This is a genomic window from Sphingomonas sanguinis NBRC 13937 (assembly GCF_001591005.1).
Lineage (GTDB): Bacteria > Pseudomonadota > Alphaproteobacteria > Sphingomonadales > Sphingomonadaceae > Sphingomonas > Sphingomonas sanguinis.
In genome coordinates, this window is record NZ_BCTY01000014.1 from 39819 (window position 1) to 59448 (window position 19630).

The 19630-nt window shown below is 67.3% G+C and carries 20 protein-coding genes; 3 read left to right on the forward strand and 17 right to left on the reverse strand.

The window, feature by feature from the left end; all coding sequences use genetic code 11:
• Nucleotides 1-3: 3 nt before the first annotated feature.
• The 17 genes from SSA01S_RS08260 to SSA01S_RS08335 form a co-directional block, all read right to left on the reverse strand.
• Nucleotides 4-948 (reverse strand): cell division protein FtsQ/DivIB, encoded by a 945-nt coding sequence (locus tag SSA01S_RS08260; protein WP_061780009.1) that lies wholly within the window; start codon nucleotides 946-948, stop codon nucleotides 4-6.
• Nucleotides 945-1907, reverse strand: a complete 963-nt coding sequence (locus SSA01S_RS08265) for a D-alanine--D-alanine ligase (protein ID WP_244885627.1) — start codon at nucleotides 1905-1907, stop codon at nucleotides 945-947. The genes SSA01S_RS08260 and SSA01S_RS08265 overlap by 4 nt, the downstream gene beginning before the upstream one ends.
• Nucleotides 1904-2791: a UDP-N-acetylmuramate dehydrogenase gene (gene murB, locus SSA01S_RS08270; RefSeq protein ID WP_170171399.1), complete on the reverse strand. Its 888-nt coding sequence runs from the start codon at nucleotides 2789-2791 to the stop codon at nucleotides 1904-1906. Before murB ends, SSA01S_RS08265 begins: the two co-directional genes overlap by 4 nt.
• Entirely contained in the window at nucleotides 2788-4203 is a 1416-nt protein-coding gene (gene murC, locus SSA01S_RS08275; protein WP_061780010.1) for a UDP-N-acetylmuramate--L-alanine ligase, read from the reverse strand. Before murC ends, murB begins: the two co-directional genes overlap by 4 nt.
• Nucleotides 4200-5351: an undecaprenyldiphospho-muramoylpentapeptide beta-N-acetylglucosaminyltransferase gene (murG, locus tag SSA01S_RS08280; RefSeq protein ID WP_061780011.1), complete on the reverse strand. Its 1152-nt coding sequence runs from the start codon at nucleotides 5349-5351 to the stop codon at nucleotides 4200-4202. Before murG ends, murC begins: the two co-directional genes overlap by 4 nt.
• Entirely contained in the window at nucleotides 5348-6577 is a 1230-nt protein-coding gene (locus SSA01S_RS08285) for an FtsW/RodA/SpoVE family cell cycle protein (protein ID WP_061780012.1), read from the reverse strand. The genes murG and SSA01S_RS08285 overlap by 4 nt, the downstream gene beginning before the upstream one ends.
• A complete protein-coding gene (gene murD / locus SSA01S_RS08290) occupies nucleotides 6574-7860 on the reverse strand; it encodes a UDP-N-acetylmuramoyl-L-alanine--D-glutamate ligase (RefSeq protein ID WP_061780013.1) in 1287 nt (428 codons plus the stop codon). Before murD ends, SSA01S_RS08285 begins: the two co-directional genes overlap by 4 nt.
• A complete protein-coding gene (gene mraY / locus SSA01S_RS08295; protein WP_061780014.1) occupies nucleotides 7857-8927 on the reverse strand; it encodes a phospho-N-acetylmuramoyl-pentapeptide-transferase in 1071 nt (356 codons plus the stop codon). Before mraY ends, murD begins: the two co-directional genes overlap by 4 nt.
• A 5-nt stretch (nucleotides 8928-8932) precedes the next feature.
• Nucleotides 8933-10306, reverse strand: a complete 1374-nt coding sequence (locus tag SSA01S_RS08300; RefSeq protein WP_061780015.1) for a UDP-N-acetylmuramoyl-tripeptide--D-alanyl-D-alanine ligase — start codon at nucleotides 10304-10306, stop codon at nucleotides 8933-8935.
• Nucleotides 10303-10434, reverse strand: coding sequence for a hypothetical protein (locus tag SSA01S_RS20160; RefSeq protein WP_272867550.1), 132 nt, complete (start codon nucleotides 10432-10434; stop codon nucleotides 10303-10305). The genes SSA01S_RS08300 and SSA01S_RS20160 overlap by 4 nt, the downstream gene beginning before the upstream one ends.
• Entirely contained in the window at nucleotides 10431-11861 is a 1431-nt protein-coding gene (locus tag SSA01S_RS08305; RefSeq protein WP_061780041.1) for a UDP-N-acetylmuramoyl-L-alanyl-D-glutamate--2,6-diaminopimelate ligase, read from the reverse strand. The genes SSA01S_RS20160 and SSA01S_RS08305 overlap by 4 nt, the downstream gene beginning before the upstream one ends.
• A 10-nt stretch (nucleotides 11862-11871) precedes the next feature.
• Entirely contained in the window at nucleotides 11872-13590 is a 1719-nt protein-coding gene (locus SSA01S_RS08310; RefSeq protein ID WP_061780016.1) for a peptidoglycan D,D-transpeptidase FtsI family protein, read from the reverse strand.
• On the reverse strand, nucleotides 13587-14249 hold the full coding sequence (locus SSA01S_RS08315; RefSeq protein ID WP_061780017.1) for a hypothetical protein: 663 nt from the start codon (nucleotides 14247-14249) through the stop codon (nucleotides 13587-13589). Before SSA01S_RS08315 ends, SSA01S_RS08310 begins: the two co-directional genes overlap by 4 nt.
• Entirely contained in the window at nucleotides 14246-15214 is a 969-nt protein-coding gene (gene rsmH, locus SSA01S_RS08320; RefSeq protein ID WP_061780042.1) for a 16S rRNA (cytosine(1402)-N(4))-methyltransferase RsmH, read from the reverse strand. The genes SSA01S_RS08315 and rsmH overlap by 4 nt, the downstream gene beginning before the upstream one ends.
• A gap of 8 nt (nucleotides 15215-15222) precedes the next feature.
• Entirely contained in the window at nucleotides 15223-15525 is a 303-nt protein-coding gene (locus SSA01S_RS20060; RefSeq protein ID WP_240954607.1) for an MraZ C-terminal domain-containing protein, read from the reverse strand.
• A gap of 596 nt (nucleotides 15526-16121) precedes the next feature.
• Nucleotides 16122-16373, reverse strand: a complete 252-nt coding sequence (locus tag SSA01S_RS08330; protein ID WP_061780043.1) for a hypothetical protein — start codon at nucleotides 16371-16373, stop codon at nucleotides 16122-16124.
• 93 nt (nucleotides 16374-16466) lie between these two features.
• Entirely contained in the window at nucleotides 16467-17432 is a 966-nt protein-coding gene (locus SSA01S_RS08335) for a cysteine synthase A (RefSeq protein WP_061780018.1), read from the reverse strand.
• Between the two features lie 185 nt (nucleotides 17433-17617).
• On the opposite strand from SSA01S_RS08335, the gene SSA01S_RS08340 reads away from it, so the two are divergent.
• The 3 genes from SSA01S_RS08340 (at nucleotide 17618) to aat (ending at nucleotide 19597) form a co-directional block, all read left to right on the forward strand.
• The gene (locus SSA01S_RS08340; protein ID WP_061780019.1) at nucleotides 17618-18004 is read left to right on the forward strand and encodes a hypothetical protein; all 387 of its coding nucleotides are present in this window, start codon (nucleotides 17618-17620) and stop codon (nucleotides 18002-18004) included.
• Nucleotides 18005-18128: 124 nt separating this feature from the next.
• Nucleotides 18129-18842, forward strand: coding sequence for a ParA family protein (locus tag SSA01S_RS08345; RefSeq protein ID WP_061780044.1), 714 nt, complete (start codon nucleotides 18129-18131; stop codon nucleotides 18840-18842).
• Nucleotides 18839-19597 carry a leucyl/phenylalanyl-tRNA--protein transferase gene (gene aat, locus SSA01S_RS08350; protein WP_061780020.1) on the forward strand — a complete coding sequence of 253 codons (759 nt, stop codon included), beginning with the start codon at nucleotides 18839-18841 and terminating at the stop codon, nucleotides 19595-19597. Before SSA01S_RS08345 ends, aat begins: the two co-directional genes overlap by 4 nt.
• Nucleotides 19598-19630 lie beyond the last annotated feature (33 nt).

Below are 19630 nucleotides of genomic sequence, written 5' to 3' on the forward strand. Positions count from 1 at the left end.
GTCCTACCCCTGTGATTCGCCAGTGCCGGACGCCTCTGTGGCGTTGCCCTCCGGCCCGGTGCCTCCTCCGGCCTGCGCCGGTTCGGCCAGCGCATGATTCTGATTCAAACCGGGCTTCCGCGCAACCAGCTTCGTGGGGTCGCGCATATCAAAGCGCAGCCAGCCGCGCCCGAGCAGCGGCCGTGAGCCGTCCATGGCGGCAAACTTCATAAGCGCGGCCCCTGCCCCATCCTCGGGCAGCGCCAGCGTCTCGCCGCTGTCGAAGGTCAGGTCCCAGCGGCGATTGCCGATCCAGGTCGCCGCCTTCACGCGGGGTTTCAGCGCAGGCGCAGCAGAGAGCAGCGCCTGATAAGCGGGCTCCTGCAAATTCGCGCCCGGCCCGATGATCAGCGGCAGGTCGGGCATCGCCTCGGGCCGTACCGGCTCCAGCAGCACGCCGCTCGCGTCGATCAGGGTCAGTTGGCCATTGTCCTGCCACACCGCCGCCGGGCTGCGTTCCTCGATATCGACCAGCAGCGTGTCGGGCAGGCGGCGCGAGACATGCGCGTCCTTGATCCAACCATAGCGGAGCAGCTTGCCGCGAACATCCTCCAGATTGACCAGCGGCATCGCCCGGCTCTGCTGGTCGAGCGCGACGGCATAGACGGTCATCCGGTCCATGCGCTTCAGGCCCGTCACCTCGATCTGCTGGACACGGAAACCGGCATGGCCCGCCTGCTCGGCGATCGCAGTGCCGATCATGCCGGGCACGCCGACATAGGTCGCGACCGCCAGCACCGCCGCGCCCGCGCCGCCCAGGATCGTCCAGGTGACGGCCTTCTTGATCGTCTCTTCGCTGACCGGCACCTTGGCCAGCAGGCGCTGCGCCAGCGTGACGCGCTTCACCGGCTGGCGGCGCCGCGGGGCCGGACGGCGCGGTGGGGGGCCGCGCTTGATCGTGCGGCTCAACCCGCGCGTTCCCGCTCGGTCGGATTGGCCCGGTACCAGTCCAGCGCCTCGTCGACGATCGCCTGGACCAGCGTGTCGTAATCCATGCCGACATGGCGGCCCTGTTCGGGGACGAGGCTGAGCGGAGTCATACCCGGCTGGGTGTTGACCTCCAGCAGGAAGAGGCCATCGACGCCGCGCTCGTCATCCCAGCGGAAATCGGAGCGCGACGCCCCGCGACAGCCCAGGATCCGATGCGCTTCGAGTGCCAGCGACTTGCACGCCTCGGCAATGTCGTCGGGAATCTGCGCAGGGCAGACGTGCTCGGTCAGGCCGTCGGTATATTTCGCGTCGAAGTCGTACCAGCCATTCTTGGGTTTCAACTCGGTCACGCCCAGCGCACGGTTGCCGAGGACGGCGGTGGTCAGCTCGCGACCCCGGATATAGGGTTCGGCCAGCAATTCCTCGAACTCGGCCCAAGGACCGGCGGCATCGCGCGCGATCGGGTTGCCGTGATTGCTGGTCTCGGTGACGATCGCGACGCCGACCGAGGAGCCTTCGTTAACGGGCTTGAGCACATAGGGGCGCGGGAGCGGGTCGGCGGCGAACAGATCCTCCGACTTCACGATGCGACCGCCGGGCATGGGGATGCCGTGTGGCATCAGCGCCTGCTTGGTCAATACCTTGTCGATCGCGATGACCGAGGTGGCGAGGCCCGAATGGGTGTACGGAATGCCCATCAGGTCGAGCATCCCCTGCACCGTGCCGTCCTCGCCGGGCGAACCGTGCAGCGCGTTGAAGACGATATCGGGCTTGGTTTCGACCAGCTTGGCCGCCAGATCGCGGTCCATGTCGATCCGGGTGACGCGGTGGCCGTTCCGCTCCAGCGCGTCGGCGACGCCTGCACCGGACATCAACGACACCGGCCGCTCCGCCGACCAGCCGCCCATCAGAACCGCGATATGCAGATTGTCGGTCACTTCGCGATTCCCACTCTTTGTATTTCCCATTCGAGGCAAACGCCTGACTGCGCCTTCACCTTCGTCCGGACTTCCTCGCCCAACGCCTCGATCTCCGCCGCCGTGGCGTTGCCGAGGTTGAGCAGGAAATTGCAATGCTTTTCCGACACCTGCGCGTCGCCCAGGGTCAGCCCGCGACAGCCCGCCGCATCGACCAGCGCCCAGGCCTTGTGGCCGTCGGGATTCTTGAAGGTCGAGCCACCGGTCTTGGAGCGCAGCGGTTGCGACGCCTCACGCGCGGCGGCGATGCGGTCCATCTCGGCCTGGATGTCGGCGGGTTCGGCGGCATGGCCCCGGAAGGTCGCTTCGACCACCACCGTTCCGTCGGTCAGGTTGGAGTGACGATAGGTATATTCCAGATCGGCGACGCCCAACGTCTCGACCGTGCCGTCCCGCCGGACGACCGTGGAGGAGACCAGCACGTCCGCCACTTCGCGGCCATAGGCGCCGCCGTTCATCCGCACGAAGCCGCCGACCGTGCCGGGGATCGAGCGCAGAAACTCCAGCCCGCCGATGCCCGCATCGCGCGCGTTGGACGAGACGAGGATGCCCGACGTGCCGCCGCCACAGGTGATGAGGTGCCCCTCCCCTGCCCGCGCATAGCTGAACGGCTTGCCGAGACGGATTACGACGCCTGGCACGCCGCCGTCGCGCACGATCAGATTGGATCCGAGCCCCAGCGCCATGACGGGCGTGTCGACCCCGAGCGCCCGCAAGAACGCCGACAGGTCATCGGTGTCCTTAGGCTCCAGCAGATATTCAGCCGGTCCGCCCGCCTTGAACCACACGAGCGGCGCCAGCGGCGCGGCGTGCGTCAATCGGCCGGCGGTGTCAGGCAGGTTCATCGGCGCGCCTCGATCGCACTCGCCAGACCCGCCGCCCATTTGGTGATGTCACCCGCGCCCAGGCAGACGATCATGTCGTCCGCACGGATCGAACCCGCCAGTTCCTCGGCCAGCGCATCGGCGTCGGCCACGGTTGCGGTCGAGCGATGCCCGCGCCGCTTCAGCCCCTCCACCAGCGCGTCGGCGTCGACGCCTTCGATCGGCTGCTCGCCCGCCGCGAAGACCGGCGTCACCAGCACGCGGTCAGCGTCGTTGAAGGCGGTCTGGAACTCCTCCATCAGATTGCCGAGCCGGGTGAAGCGGTGCGGCTGCACCACCGCGATCACGCGACCGCGCGCGCCTTCGCGGGCGGCGGCCAGCACCGCGCGGATCTCGACCGGGTGATGGCCGTAATCGTCGATGACGGTCGCCGTGCCGCCATCGACCGCGATCTCGCCGACCTTGGTGAAGCGGCGCTTGACCCCGCCGAACTGGCTAAAGCCCTGTTGGATGGTCGCATCCTCGATGCCCAGCTCCAGCGCCACGCCGATCGCGGCCAACGCATTCTGGACATTGTGACGGCCGGGCATGGGCAACTCGATCCCCTCGATCGACCGGCTGGAGCCGTCGCGATGGCGGATGATCGCCTCGAACCGGTTGCCGCCGGGGATCGGCGTGACGTTGACGCCGCGCACGTCCGCCTGGGCCGAAAAGCCATAGGTCACGACGCGCCGGTCGCGGACGCGCGGCAGGATGTTCTGCACCTCCGGGTGGTCGAGGCAGAGCAACGCCGCACCGTAAAAGGGCACATTCTCGACGAACTCGACGAACGCGTCCTTCACCCGGTCGAACGAGCCATAATGGTCGAGATGCTCGGGATCGATATTGGTCACGACCGCGATCGTGCCGTCGAGGCGCAGGAAGCTGCCGTCGCTCTCATCAGCCTCCACGACCATCCAGTCGGAGGCACCCAGGCGCGCGTTCGAGCCATAGCTGTTGATGATGCCGCCATTGATGACGGTCGGGTCCACCCCGCCCGCATCCAGCAGCGCCGCGACCATCGAGGTCGTCGTCGTCTTTCCATGCGTGCCTGCCACCGCGACGGTGGACTTCAGCCGCATCAGCTCGGCGAGCATCTCCGCCCGGCGCACCACCGGAATGCGGCGTTCTAGTGCGGCTTCGACTTCGGGGTTCGACCGGGTGATCGCGGTCGAGGTGACGACGACCGCCGCATCGCCCAGATTGTCCGCTGCATGGCCGATAGCGACCGGAATGCCCTTGTCGCGCAGGCCCTGCACCACATAGCCCTCGGCCACGTCGGAGCCCTGCACCCGATAGCCGAGATTCTTCATCACCTCGGCAATACCCGACATACCGATACCGCCGATGCCGACGAAGTGGATCGTGCCGATATCCGTGGCGACGCCCTTCATGCGCCTGCTCCCGCCAAATTGGTTTTCCTCTGTGCCTTGCCGACCGGCAACACCATACGCGGCGAATCGAGGCTCTCGACCAGATCGGCCAGATCGCTCGCCGCTTCGGGCCGTCCGCAGTTCCGTGCGCGGCCCGCCGCATTCTCCAGCGCCGCCGGGTCGAGACCCAGCTTCTGCATCTGCTTGGCGAGTTCTACGGGCGTGAAGTCACCCTGCACGATGGTCCGCGCGCCGCCCGCCTTTGTCATCTCGCGCGCGTTCACCGTCTGGTGATCGTCGGTCGCCGATGGCAGCGGCACCAGGATCGCCGGGCGACCCGCGACCGTCAGCTCGGCCAGCGTCGAGGCGCCCGCCCGCGCGATCACCAGATGCGCCCAGGCGAGCTGCTCGGGCAGGTCGGGCAGATAGGTGGCGAGTTCGGCCGGAATCTCATGCTCGGCATATTTGGAGCGCACCGCATCGATATCCTCGATCCGCGCCTGATGCGTCACCTGTAAGCGCCGCCGGAAGGTGACGGGCAGCATGGCGAGGCCATCGGGCACGACCTGGCTGAGGATGCTGGCGCCCTGGCTGCCGCCGGTGACGAGGACGCGGAAGATGCCGTCCTCCTCCAGCAGCGGATAGGGCCGCGCGCGAAGCGCCAGCACCTGGTCGCGTACCGGATTGCCGATCAGCCGGGTCTTGGCCGCATGCTTGCCGCTCAGCCGCTGCGTATCCTCATAGGACAGCGCGATCGCATCGACCTTGCCCGCCACCAGCCGGTTGACCCGGCCGAGCACCGCATTTTGCTCGTGGATGGCGGTCGGAATGCCCTCCGCAAACGCCGCCAGCAAAGCGGGCATCGCCGGATAACCGCCGAAACCGATCACCGCCGCTGGGCGGAACGTCTTGTAGAGTTCGCGCGCCATCGCCCGGCCGCGCCACATCTCGCGCAGCGCTTTCGCCCAGCCGACCGGCCCGCCCGCAAAGCGCCCGGCGGGCAGCACATGCGTCTGGATATCCTCGAACAGCCCCGGAAAGCGCACGCCGCGCGCATCGGACACCAAGGCGACGCGGTGGCCGCGCCGGGTCAACTCGGCCGCGAGCGCAGCAGCGGGAACCATGTGACCGCCGGTTCCCCCGGCGGCGAGGACGAAGTGACGGCTCATTGCCCGCTCCACCTGACTACATAGGGGCTGCGCGTCAGGAACGGATTGCGCCGGGTGAATGCCAGCAACAACCCCATCCCGATCGACAGCGCGATCATCGACGAGCCGCCATAGCTGATGAACGGCAGGGTCATCCCCTTGGACGGGGCAAGGCCCGTGTTCACCGCCATCGAGATCAGCGCCTGCGCGCCGAACTGCACCGCCAGCCCGGAGGCGGCGTAGAGCTTGAACTCGTCCTGTTCGTCAAGCAGCTTCACGAACACGCGCACGACGATCGCCAGGAAGACGAGCGCGATGATCGAGCAGGCGATCAGCCCGAACTCCTCGCCGATCACCGAGAAGATATAGTCGGTATGCGCCTCGGGCAGGCCGAACTTGGCCGAGCCACCGCCCGGCCCCGTGCCCGTCCAGCCGCCTGCCGTCAGCGTATTGTGCGCGGCATTGACCTGAAAATGGTCGGCCGCACCCTCGCCATCGACATCGGGGAAAAGGAACGCGTTGATGCGGCTGCGCGCCACGCCATAGAACATATAGGCTGCGGTCAGGCCCACCGGCACCATCGCCGCCAGCCCCAGCAAGATCCGCATCGGCGTGCCGGAGATCATCAGCAACGCTGCCCAGATGACGCAGAACACGATTGTCTGACCGAAATCGGGCTGCATCATCAGCAGCCCCGCGACCAGCCCGGTCAGCCCCATGGTGATCAGCGTGGCCGGCAGGTCACGCTCCCTGGCCTTGAGCGACAGCAGCCAGGCGGTCGTCACGACGAACATCGGCTTCAGAAACTCGGACGGCTGGAACTGGGCAAAACCGAATCCGATCCAGCGTCGCGCGCCGTTGATCTCCACCCCGATAAAGGGCGTGACCGCCAGGATCGCGATCAGCACCCCCGTCCCCAGCACCGCCATGCGCCGTGCGGTGACGACGGGCAACATCGAGACGACGAACAACACGGGCAGCGACACGCCGACCCACATCACCTGTCGCCAGAAATAATAAAGCGGCGCGAACTTCCGGTGCTCGCCCGAATAGCGCATCGCCGTGGCGGGACTGGCAGCAGCGACCGCGATCAGGCCGATCGCGATCAGGAACAAAGTGAGCAGCAGCAGCACCCGGTCGATATCCCAGAACCAGGTGCCGAGGGGCGAGCGATCGCCACGCCCGCCCCGGCCCTTCATCGATCCGATCAGGCCGGGGCGCGGGGTCTTGGTTGCGCGATCACTCATGCCAGCGCCTCCACGGCGACGCGGAATGCTTCGCCCCGCGCTTCGTAGTCGCGGAACTGGTCGAAGCTGGCGCAGGCAGGGGATAACAGGACCGTATCGCCAGGCTGCGCGGCGGCGGCGGCATGGGCGACGGCCGCCTCCAGCGTGCCCGACTGCTCGACCACGGGGACCTTGTCCTTCAGCAGGTCGAAGAACAGCGGGGCTGCCTCGCCGATGGTATAGGCTGCGACGACGTGATCCAGATGCGCGGCGCAGGCGTCGAGGTCGTCGCCCTTGCGCTTGCCGCCGACGATCCAGTGGACGCGCGGGAAAGCCGCGAGCGCGGGTGCAGTGGATTCGGAGTTGGTCGCCTTGGAGTCGTTGACGAAGGCCACGCCGTTCCGGGTCGCGACATGCTGCATCCGGTGCGGCAGGCTGGCATAGCTGGCAAGGCCCGCCTCGATCACATCCTCGCCAATACCCAGCGCTCGCGCCACGGCGATGGCGGCCTGCGCGTTCTGCGCATTGTGAGGGCCTTGCAGCGCGGGCCAGCGGCTCTGGTCGATCCCGCTGGCGGCGATGGTTACGAGATCGTCGGTCCTCCCGGCGAGCCCTTGCGCGATATGGGCCGAGGCCTCATCGCCCGTGCCGACGACCGCGACATGCCCAGCGGACTGCATCGCAAACAGCCGTGCCTTGGACGCCGCATAGCCCGAAAAGTCATCATAACGGTCGAGATGGTCGGGCGTGATGTTGAGGAGCACCGCAACGTCGCAATCCAGGCTCTGCGTCAGGTCGATCTGATAGCTGGACAGCTCCAGCACATAGACCCCGCCCTCGGGCAGCGGCTCCTGCCCCAGAATCGGCAGGCCGATATTGCCGCCCATCAGGGTCGGCACGCCCGCCGTCTTCAAAATGTGGTGGACGAGCGCGGTCGTGGTCGACTTGCCGTTGGTGCCGGTGATGCCGACGACCTTGTGCGGCGGCAGGTCTTTGCGCGCTTGGGCGAAGAGTTCGATGTCGCCGATGACCGGCACCCCCGCCGCCCGCGCGGCGGCGGCAAGCGGATGGGTGTTGAGCGGCACGCCCGGCGATACGACCAGCGCGTCGAAACCGGACAAATCGTCGAGCGGCACGATGCTGAGCCGGCCATGCGCGACAAAGGCCTCGCGCTTAGCGGGATCGCTGTCCCACGCCACCACGCTCGCCCCGCCTTCCAGCAGCGCCGAAACGGTCGCGGCGCCGGAGCGTGCAAGCCCCAGCACCGCGTAACGTTTCCCCGCCCAGTCGCTGGCGACGATCATCGCAGCTTCAACGTCGACAGGCCCGCCAGCGCCAGCACGAAGGCGATGATCCAGAAGCGGATCACAACCGTAGGCTCCGACCAGCCGAGCTGTTCGAAATGATGGTGGATCGGCGCCATGCGGAATACGCGCTTGCCGGTCCGCTTGTAGAAGAAGACCTGGATGATGACCGACATCGCCTCGACCACGAACAGGCCGCCGATGATGCCCAGCACGATCTCGTGATGCGCGACGACCGCGATAGTGCCCAGCGCGCCGCCCAGCGCGAGGCTGCCGGTGTCGCCCATGAACACCGCCGCCGGGGGTGCGTTGAACCACAGGAAGGCGAGGCCAGCGCCGACCACCGCGCCGCAGAAGATCGCCAGCTCGCCCGCACCTGGCACATGCGGAATGCCCAGATAATCGGCGAACTTCACGTTACCTGCCAGATACACGATGACCATGAACGCGACGCTGGCGATGATGACCGGCATGGTTGCCAGGCCGTCCAGCCCGTCGGTCAGGTTCACCGCATTGCCGAACGCGACAATCGTGAAGGCGGCGAACAGCGGATAGAAATAGCCCAGGTCGATATACATGCGCGAGGTGAAGGGCAGGTACAGATGCGGCCCGTTCTGCCCCATGATGATCCACGCCGCGACGCCCGCAATGGCGAACTCCAGCAGCAGCCGGGTCTTGCCCGACACGCCCGCCGTCGAGGCCTTCCGCACCTTGTCATAGTCGTCAAGGAACCCGATCGCGCCGAACCCCAGCGTCACGAACAGGCACGCCCAGACGAACGGGTTGAAAACGTTCATCCAGATCAGGATGGACAGCGTCATGCTGGTCAGGATCATCAGCCCGCCCATGGTCGGTGTGCCGCGCTTCGCGAGGTGGGTCTGCGGCCCGTCGGCGCGGATCGGCTGTCCCTTGCCTTGGCGGACGCGCAGCCAGCCGATGAAGCGCGGCCCGATGATCAGGCCGATGAACAAAGCGGTCGCCACCGTCGCGCCGGTGCGGAACGACTGGTAACGGATGAGATTGAGAAGCCCCGGAAAACCGAGATGCTCCGCGATCCAGTACAGCATCTAACTCACGCCCCGCCCGTTGGGGTATCGCCGCGCAGGGCCGCCACGACACGCGACAGCCCAACCCCGTTCGACCCCTTGATCAGCACCACGTCATCGGGTGCGATGATAGCGGCCAGCGCCTCGCGCGCGGCCTTCGCATCCGCCACATGGACGAAATCGACCCGCCCCTCAAGCGCAGTGGCCAAGGGTGCCATCGATTCGCCGACGAGCAGCGCCTTTTCGACGCGCGCCGCCAGGATCGGCTCGGCCAGTCCGGCGTGATAGTCGGCCGAGTCCTCGCCCAGCTCGCGCATCTCGCCCAGCACCGCGACATGGCGCCCCGGCTCCTCGGCCAGCACGGCCAGTGTCGCGCGCATCGAGACGGGATTGGCGTTGTAGCTCTCGTCGATCACCAGCGCGCCATTCGCGGCCCGGAACCGCGCACCGCGCCCGGCAAGCCCACCCAGCTCGGCCAGCGCCAGTCCGGCCAGCCCCAAATCGCCGCCCGCTGCATCGACGGCGGCCAGCACGGCCAGGGCATTGGACACCCAATGCTGCCCCGGCTGCGACAGGGTGAAGTTCAGTTCCTTGTCGCCCAGTCTTGCGGTCACGAAACTCCCGCCCTGGGGGCCGCGCATTGCCTCGACCGCGCGGACATCGGCGGCGGGGTCGAAGCCGAAGGTCACGATCCGCTCGGCATAGGGTTTGGCGGCGGCGATCAGGCGCTCGCGGTGCGGGCTGTCATAGGGCACGATCGCCGTGCCGCCGGGCTGGAGCCCCTGGAAGATTTCGCCCTTGGCGTCGGCGATGGCGGACTCGTCGGGGAAGAATTCGGTGTGCGCGGGCGCGATGGCGGTGACGATGGCGATGTGCGGACGCACCATCGCGGTCAGCGCGGACAGCTCGCCCGCATGGTTCATGCCCATCTCGAACACGCCAGCCCGCACGTCGCGGGGCATCCGTGCGAGGCTGAGCGGCACGCCGGTATGATTGTTGTAGCTCTTGACCGAGCGGTGCACGCTCCCGCGCCAACCACGTTCGAGCGCGGCGTAGAGCGCTTCCTTCGCGCTGGTCTTGCCGACCGAACCGGTGACGCCGATGATCGTCGCGTCGGTGCGGGCGCGGCTGGCCCGGCCCAGATCCTCCAGCGCGCGAAAGCTGTCGGCGACACGGACATGGGGATGATCGGTCGCATTGCTGACCAGCGCGCCCGCCGCGCCCTGTGCAAAGGCCTGATCGAGGAAACGGTGCCCATCGGTCGCTTCGCCGGTCATGGCGATGAACAGGTCGCCGGGGCCGACCTCACGACTATCAAAGGTGACGCCCGATACGGCGAAGTCGGCAGAGGCCGTGCCGCCGGTCGCGGCCGCGATCTCCTGCGCGGTCCACAGGCTCATTTCCGCGCCTCGGGCGGCTTGGCCCCATAATGCAGCGACAGCTTGGGGCGCGGCCGTGCGGGCGCTTCCGGCTGCGAAGTTTCCGTTTGCGCCCCCGAGGGCGTCTTGGTCGTCGCGTGACTGCTCATGCCGCACATTCCCGCGCGACGGTCACGTCGTCGAAGGGCAGGACGAGATCGCCGACGATCTGCCCCTGTTCATGCCCCTTGCCCGCGATCAGCACGATGTCCTGTTCGCCCGCCTCGGCGATGGCCGCCGCAATGGCGGCGCGACGGTCGCCGATCTCGACCGCGCCTGTTGCGCCGCGCATCACCTGCGCACGGATGGCGGCCGGGTCCTCGGTCCGGGGGTTGTCGTCGGTCACGATCACCCGGTCGGCGTGCATCGAGGCGACTTGCCCCATCGCCTCGCGCTTGCCCGGATCGCGGTCACCGCCTGCGCCCAGCACCGCGATCAGCCGCCCGCCCGCATGGGGCTTGAGCGCGGCAATGGCCGCCTCGATCGCATCGGGCGTGTGGGCATAGTCGACATAGACGGGCGCGCCGTTCTTCGCGATCGCGGCACGCTCCAGCCGCCCGCGCACCGGCTGCAACCGGGCGAGGTTCGCAATGGTGGTGGCGATATCCCCACCGGTCGCCAGTACCAGCCCGGCCGATACCAGCGCATTGGCCGCCTGATAGGCACCGATCAGCGGCAGCTGCACCTTGTGGGTGACGCCGTGCTCGTCTTCGATCACCAGCCCCTGCCCCAGCAGGGTCGGATGCCGTTCGACCAGCTTCAGGGTCGATCCGCGCGTGCCGACCGTCACCAGCTTGTTGCCGCGCGCACGGGCCAGATCGATGACACGGCCGCTCTCGACGTCATCCGCCCAGACGACCGCCGTGCCGTCCGGCGACAACACCTCGGAGAAAAGTCGCATCTTGGCCGCGAGATAGGCGCCCATATCGCCATGATAGTCGAGGTGATCCCGCGACAGGTTGGTAAAGGCCGCCGCCGACACCTCCAGCCCTTCGGTGCGATACTGGGTCAGGCCGTGGCTCGACGCCTCGAACGCCAGATGCGTCACGCCCTCGCGCGCGAGCCCGGCGACGTTGGACAGGAAGGTCACGACATCGGGCGTGGTCAGGCCGGTATAGGTCCGCTCGTCGGCGGTGGTGACGCCCAGCGTCCCGATCGAGGCGGCGTGATGCCCCGCCATGCGCCAGAGCTGGCGCGTCATCTCGACCGTGGAGGTCTTGCCATTGGTGCCGGTCACCGCCACCGCCGTCGCCGGGAAGGGCGCGAAGAACGCCGCCGCCAGCCGAGCGAAGGTCGCACGCGGTTCGTCCGAGGCGATGTGGACCGCGCCCTCGACCGTCACGCCCGGTCGCGCGACGACCGCCACCGCACCGCTGCGCACCGCATCGGCGATAAAGTCTTCGCCATTCACCCGCGCGCCCTGGAACGCGCCGAAAATGGTGCCGGGCGCGACCTTGCGATGGTCGATCGCGAAACCGGAGACGAGGGCGTCACCGCCCTCGCCCTGAATATCTGTGGTCAGTTGGTTCAGCTTCATGCCGCGCGCCTCATCGTCCATCCACCGGCGGCGACTTCGGATCCTGCCACAGGGTCGGCAGGATGTCCGACTCGTCGATATCCTTGTTCGCGTCCGGCACGACGCCCAGCATCGCGCCGACCCGCGTGATCGTCCGCCCGACCACGGGCGCGGCGTTCCAGGCTGCGGTCTTCCACCCACCGGTCTCCTTCGTACCCTTTGGCGAGTCGAGCATCGCCAGAACCACATAGCGGGGCGCATCCATCGGGAACGCCGCCGCAAAGGTAGCGACGTTGCGCGACCGATCATAGCCGCCCGCCACCGCCGCCTCGGCGGTGCCCGTCTTGCCGCCGACGCGGTAGCCCGGCGCATCGCCCTTGCGACCCGTGCCGCGCATCACGATCAGGCGCAACATCTGCCGCATCTTGTAGCTGGTCGCCTCGCTGATGACCCGCCGGCCGGCCGCCGCATGACCCGGCGCGACCTTCATCAACGTCGCCGGACGCCAGATGCCGCCATTGACCAACGCGGCATAGGCCGACGCCAGATGCAGCGGCGTCACCGCAATGCCGTGACCATAAGCGGTTGTCATCGTCGTCGTGCGCGCCCAATAGGTCGGCAGCAGCGGACGGCCCTTTTCGCGAAGCTCGATATCCGGCTTGGTATCGAAGCCCAGCTTCTTGAACATGGCCTGCATCCGCTGCGGCCCGATCTCGTCGGCGATCCGCGCGGTGGCGATGTTGGACGAATAGATCAGCGTCTCGGCCATGTTCAGCCAACGCTTCGGATCGCCCTGTTCGTCATGGATCGTATAGCCGCCGACCTTCAGCGGGTGGGTTGCATCGAAGCGCCGGGCCATCGAGGTGACGACACCATTCTCCATCGCGACGGCCATGGTAATCGGCTTGAAGGTCGAACCCAGCTCGAACACGCTCTGCGTCGTGATGTTGCGCAGCTCCTCGGTGCCCGCCATGCCGACCCGGTTGGGGTTGAAGGTGGGCAGCGAGACCATCGCGATCACTTCGCCGGTGTGGACGTCCAGGATGATGCCGCCACCGCCCCGCGCGGAGAAGGTGTTCATCGCCCGGCCGAGTTCGCTCTCCAGCGCGGCCTGGGCGCGGGTATCGATCGACAGGGCGACGGGCTTGCCCGATTGCGCCGGATCGAGCAGCCGCTGGTCGAGCACGCGCTCCATACCGCTCATCCCGTGCCCGTCGGTCGACAGGAAGCCCAGGGCATGGGCGGCGAGCGAGGATTGCGGATACAGCCGCTGCGTCTCACGGTCGAAGACCAGCCCGGGCTCGCCGATGGCGTTGACCTGCTCGACCAGCGTCGGGCTGGCGCGGCGCTGCAGATAGACGAAATTCGCCTTGCGGGTCAGCTGGTTGTAGAACCAGGCCTGATCGCCGCGATCGGGCATCAGCGCGGCGAGGCGCGCGGCGATCTCCATCGGATCGCCGATCAGCTTTTTCGGGTGGACCGCGATCGTCCAGCTGTCGATCGTGCGAGCGAGCGGCGCGCCGTTGCGGTCGACGATATCGCCCCGCGCCGCCAACGTCGCGGTCCGCGCGGCCGCATCGGCGGGTCCGGCAAACACGGCCAGCAGCATCAACCGTCCGATCACGACCAGCACGGCCGCGCCGAACAGCATCATCAGCATCATCAGACGCATATGCGTCGTCGCGACCAGCGCGTGGCGCTGGCCGGCGGTACGCTGCGTTCCGGCGGGACGCGCGACCAGGACGCTCAACGCCGCCGCCGCGATTCGGACTTGGCGCCTTTCAGAATGTCACCCAGCGTCGTGTCGGAAAGCAGCTGGCGGTCGAGCATCGCCACGGCTTCCGGCCGGACCTTGGCGACGGCGGCGGCGGTGCGCACCGTGGCGATCGGGGCGGGCTTGGGCGTCTTGGTGGCGACGACACGCTCGGACACGGCCTTCACGACCTGAGGCTTGGGCAGGTCGACCTTGGCGAGGCGCACGACGGGGGCGGGTGCGTTGGGCTTGGCGGCGGCAGCGGTCTGGGTCGGGGCGGCATCCGGCAGGGGCACGACCGGAGCAGGCTGGGAGGGGACCAGCAGGGCGGCGGTCTGCACCGCGCCGGTTGCGGGGCCGCGCGTCACGTCGAGCGAGGCGAGCTGTGCCTCGTCACCCACGAACTGGCCCGCGATCGGGGCGGTCAGCGCCAGCGTATCGCCATTCCACTTTTCCAGCTGGACCAGGTTGGCGCGAGTGTCGAACTCGGTCTCCAGCGCGCGGATGTCGCGCTCGGCGGTCTGAATGCGGACGTTGACGTCGTCGAGCTTCTTGCGCTCCGCCGCCACCTGCAAGGACACCAGGTAAAAGCCCAGGACGACTGCGACGCAGCTCCCGAACCACCCGATCCCCTTTAACCGATACGCCGCCGTCATACGCCCAACTCCTGACTCAACTCGCCCCCCGGCGCCCTTCCCTTCCCCGCCGACCAGGCGGGAGATTCCGTACGTGTCGCAAAACGCAGCGTCGCCGATCGCGCGCGCGGATTGCGGGCCAGCTCGACCTCCCCGGCCCGCACCGCCTTGCCGACATGCGCAAAGCTGGGTGCGCGCGCCGCCGCCTGTTCGGGCAGGTGGCGCGATCCGCCCGGCATCTGCCCGGCGCGCTCGCGGAAGAAGCGCTTGACCATGCGATCTTCCAGACTGTGGAAAGTCACCACCGCAAGGCGACCACCCGGCTTCAGCGCGCGCTCGGCTGCCGCCAGCCCGTCGGCCAGCTCGTCCAGTTCGCGGTTCACATGGATGCGGATCGCCTGGAAGGTCCGGGTCGCCGGGTCCTTCTTGTCATGCGGGCGATACCCGAGCGCACGCCGGACGACGGCGGCAAGCTCGCCCGTGCGGGTCAGCGGGCGCGCGGCGACGATCGCCTGCGCCACGCGGCGCGAACGCGGCTCCTCGCCATAATGATAGAGGACGTCGGCGATGGCGGCTTCGTCGGCGGTGTTGAGGAAATCCGCCGCCGACTCGCCCGCCTGCGCCATGCGCATGTCGAGCGGACCGTCACCCTGGAAGGAAAAGCCGCGCTCTGCCTGGTCGAGTTGCATCGAGGATACCCCGATATCCAGCACCACACCGTCAACGCGCGCGTCGAGCGCCTGATCCAAACCTGAAAATTCGCGGTGGACCAGGGTCAGCCCCGACTCGGCCGCAACCAGTGCCTGACCATTGGCGATGGCATCGGGATCGCGGTCGAAGGCGATGACCTTGGCACCCCGCCCGAGCATCGCGCGGGTATAGCCCCCTGCACCGAACGTGCCGTCGACATGCGTCTCACCGGGGGCGATGGCGAGCGCGTCGAGCACTTCGTCGAGCAGGACGGGGATGTGCGGGGCATCGCTCAGGGGGCCAGTCACAGGGCGATCCCCTTTTCCTGGCAATGGTAACGCGCGGCGGAGATCATCTTGGCCGGCAGGCCCGGCGTCTCGACCAGCGTCTTAGGGTCCCAGATTTCGATGGTGTCGAACGTGCCCCAGAAAAAGGCGTGCCCCGCGATCCCGGCATGGAAACGGGGAAAGCCCGGCATGATGAAGCGGCCCGACCCGTCAAAGGGCACTGCCTCGCCATTCGCCAGGTCGCGCTTGATATTATAGTCGATGCGGCCGTCGGGCCCGCGCGACATCTCGGTCCGCGCGTCCAGCTCTTTCTTCAGCACGGCAACATAACCCGGGTCATAGGCGATCAGGCAGCGCTCTGTTTCGTGGACAGCGATGATGATGGTCCCGCCATCTTTTCCGTCGGGGCGCGGCGCATTTTGAGCCAGCGTGGACCGGAGTGCATTGGGGATGGCAACCCGACCCTTGTCGTCGACAAGGCCAATGCCACTTCCCTGATACAAACCCCTATCGGACACGCCAACCTCGCACATGGCGCGCACGGCCTCACTGCCTCGGAATCCGGCCATCGCCGCATTCCGACCATTTCTGGATCACAGTGAGCCTGCCCCTCTGTTGGAAACGGGTTTACCTATAGCAGAACCGGGAGGCAACGGGATTTTTGGGGATAAACGGGGAAACCACTCCCAAAAGACCGGTTATGCGACGAACAACTGGGCGCACCACGGGAACGGCATTTCGCCCGAACCCATGAAAAGGCCGGAAAACCGCCGCTCCGGGTGCAAATCCCCGCATTTCCCCGACGACACCGCCGGAGAAAAGGATCACCAAAACTTAATATCGATTAGTCAGAAAGACCGGTTCGGCCCTGATTCGCGTCAGGGATACGGACGCGCGGCCATGGCTGTCCGACGGATCAGCGCTCGGGAGCGGCGGGGGCCTGAGTGTTGACGGGGGCAGGCGCCACCCCCAGCTCGGCGAGCGGTTCGCTGGCGGCCGGAGTCGCCGCGTTGGTCACGGCCATGTCGGCAACCATGTTGGACGGTGCGATCCCGGCCGTGGCCACAACCGGTTCGTCGCGGTTGAGCGAGCCCAGGATGGTGCTGGCGATCCCGATCAGCAGAATGACCGCAGCCAAGCCGATCATGCCGACTTTCACACGCTGCATGATATGATGATGGTCGGTCGATCTCATGGAACTGGAAGCTATTATCCTGCGCACGATGTCCTGTCGACCTTCGGCGCGAGAAAGGACCCGCGCCTATAGCCCCTTCTCGGCCCGCCACTCCGGATTGTGGAGCGTCGAGAGGTAGCGAAAGCCGGTATCGCATAAAATCGTTGCGATCCGCTTATCGGGTCCCAACGCCTTGGCCAGAGCAACCGCACCCGCGACGTTGATGCCCGAGGAGAGGCCCAGACACAGGCCCTCTTCGCTCAACAGCCGCTGGACCCAGTACCAACCTTCGGCGTCCGAGAGACGGAATTGGGTATCGATCGGCGCACCTTCAAGGTTGGCGGTGATCCGCCCCTGGCCGATGCCCTCGGCGACCGACGATCCTTCCGACTTCAACTCGCCATGTGCATAATAATCGTACAGCGCCGCGCCGTGCGGGTCGCTGAGCGCGATGGTCACCGACTCGTCATGCGCCTTCAAACCCAAGCCGACGCCTGCCAGCGTACCACCGGTCCCGGCGGCGCAGGTGAAGCCGTCGATCCGCCCGTCCATCTGGTTCCAGATCTCCTCGGCGGTCCCGACGATATGGGCACGACGATTGGCGATATTGTCGAACTGGTTCGCCCAGACCGCATTGTCCGTCTCCTCGGCGATCCGGCGCGAGGTGTGGACGAAGTGACAGGGGCTGGAATAGGGCGCGGCGGGCACCAGGACCAGTTCGGCGCCCAGCGCGCGCAGCGTGTCCATCTTCTCGCGGCTCTGCGTCTCGGGCATCACGATGATCGTACGGTAACCCTTGGCATTGGCGACCAGCGCCAGGCCGATGCCAGTATTGCCCGCCGTTCCCTCGACGATGGTGCCGCCGGGGCGGAGCAGCCCCCGCGCCTCGGCATCCTCGACGATGAACAGCGCGGCGCGGTCCTTCACGCTCGCGCCCGGATTGGCGAACTCGCATTTTCCGTAAATATCGCAACCGGTGGCCTCGCTCGGCCCTTTCAGGCGTACGAGCGGGGTATTGCCGATCAGGGCCAGCGTATCGGAGGTCACATGCATGTCCGCTAGATGGCCTCTGCCCCGCCCCTCGGCAAGCAAAGCCTTGCTTGGGGGGCCGCAAGCGAAGGCATGGCGGTTATCCGATGCTCGCGGGACGCCCGCTCCCGAAATATGGGTCATTCGACGCCTGACATGCAGGTCATGCTTGACGCCGGGTTGCTGCATTTGCGAAGCACCGCCCCGCTATGAAGAGCCTCCTCCCCCTCATCGTCGCCGCACCGCTGCTCGCTTTGGCTGCGTGCAATTCCAAGCCCAGCCAGCCCGAGGTGGTCGATACCAACCCCGATCCCATGGCCAATGTCCTCGCCAATCGCGCGCCGGTCGAACTGCCGCCCGCGATCAAGGCGGACAAGAGCCTGCGCTGCAAGGACAACAGCCTGGTTTTCGTCACCTTCTTCCAGGGTGACAAGCAGGCCAATGTCCGCCTGAAGGAAGGCGACACGCCCGTCGTGCTGAAGGCCCCGGCCGCCGGTGAGCCGCTGACCGCCGAGGGCGGCTGGAAGATGACGGGTGACGAAAAGTCGATCACCCTGACCACCCCGAAGAAGGCGGCACAGGTCTGCCACATCTGATTTGCGTTCAATCCATCCTTGACGTCGCTTGATCGACGATAAGGACTTGATCGAAAACCGGCCGACGGGGATATCTCCGTCGGCCTTTTTCGTGGGCCATGACAGGGAGGGACTGGGGAACGCCGTGGCCGCGATCGCGATCTACAGCCTGAAGGGCGGGGTGGGAAAGACCAGCATGGCGGTCAACCTGGCCTGGTGCGCGTCCAGCCTGTGCGCGCGCCGGACCCTGCTCTGGGACCTCGATCCGCAGGCGGCCTCGACCTGGCTGCTCGGCGGCCCCGCCCCCGGTGATCGGGCCCAGGCGATCTTCTCGCGCGATGTCGCGGTGCAACGGCTGATCCGCCAGACCGATATTCCCCGCCTGTCGCTGGTCGGCGCCGACGATTCGCTGCGCGGGCTCGACCTGCTATTCCACGCGATCGACAAGAAGAAGCGGCTGGGCAAGCTGGTCGAGGGGCTGGACGATTATGACAGCGTGATCCTCGACTGCCCGCCGGGGCTGACCGAGACGACGGAACAGGTGCTGCGCGCGGTCGATCTGGTGGTGGTGCCGGTCGTCCCCTCCGCGCTTTCCACCCGCGCGCTGGAGGTGGTGGACGGGCATGTCCGTGGCCGCGTGCCTCTGCTTCCCGTCCATGTCATGGTCGATCGCCGCCGCCGCCTTCATGCCGAGGCGCTGGCCCAGCATCCCGACTGGCCGGTCATCCCGATGGCCAGCCTGGTCGAGGCGATGGGACAGCACCGCGCGCCGGTGGGCGCCTTCGCTCCGCGCAGCAGCGCCGCCAAGGCCTATACCGATCTGTGGCGTCTCATCGAAAAGCGGCTGGCCGGGGGATGAGCCGTCGCGAGGAACCCGGCATCGCCGAACGGCTGACCCCGCATCTGGTGCTCGGCGCCTATGCCGTCGGCGTTTTTCCGATGGCCGATACCCGCGACACCGATCACGTCTATTGGGTGGAACCGGGCAAGCGCGCCATCCTGCCGCTCGACGGGTTCCACCTGTCGCGCTCATTGCGCAAGACGGTGGCGCAGGACCGGTTCCGCGTGACCGCCGACACCGCCTTTGAATCGATCATCCGGCTCTGCGCCGAAAGCGTGCCGGACCGGCCCGAGACCTGGATCAACTATGCGATCGAGCGGGTCTTTATCGACCTGTTCGACATGGGCTTTGCCCATTCGATCGAATGCTGGGACGGCGACGAGCTGGTCGGCGGCCTGTACGGCCTGGCGCTGGGCCGCGCCTTTTTCGGCGAATCGATGGTCAGCCGCCGGACCGACGCGTCGAAGGTCGCCCTGACCTGGCTCGCCGCCCGTTTGCGGGTCGGCGGGTACAGCCTGCTCGACTGCCAGTTCCAGACGCCGCATTTGTCGACCATGGGCGCGGTCGAGATCGGGCGCGACGCTTATGTCGCGCTGCTGTCCGACGCATTGGCGGGCGTGGTCGCGCCGGGAGCGTCCGCCTCGGGCGTGTCCACTCCGGGCGATTTTGCCGCACTGGACCGCTTGGGGGCAGCGCCCGGCAGCGAGGCGGGCACGGTATCCGGCCCCGTCTCCGGCCAGGACATCGTGCAGCTCTTGGTCCAGACGTCATAGACCGGGTGCAGGACGACATTGAGCGCCGGGCGC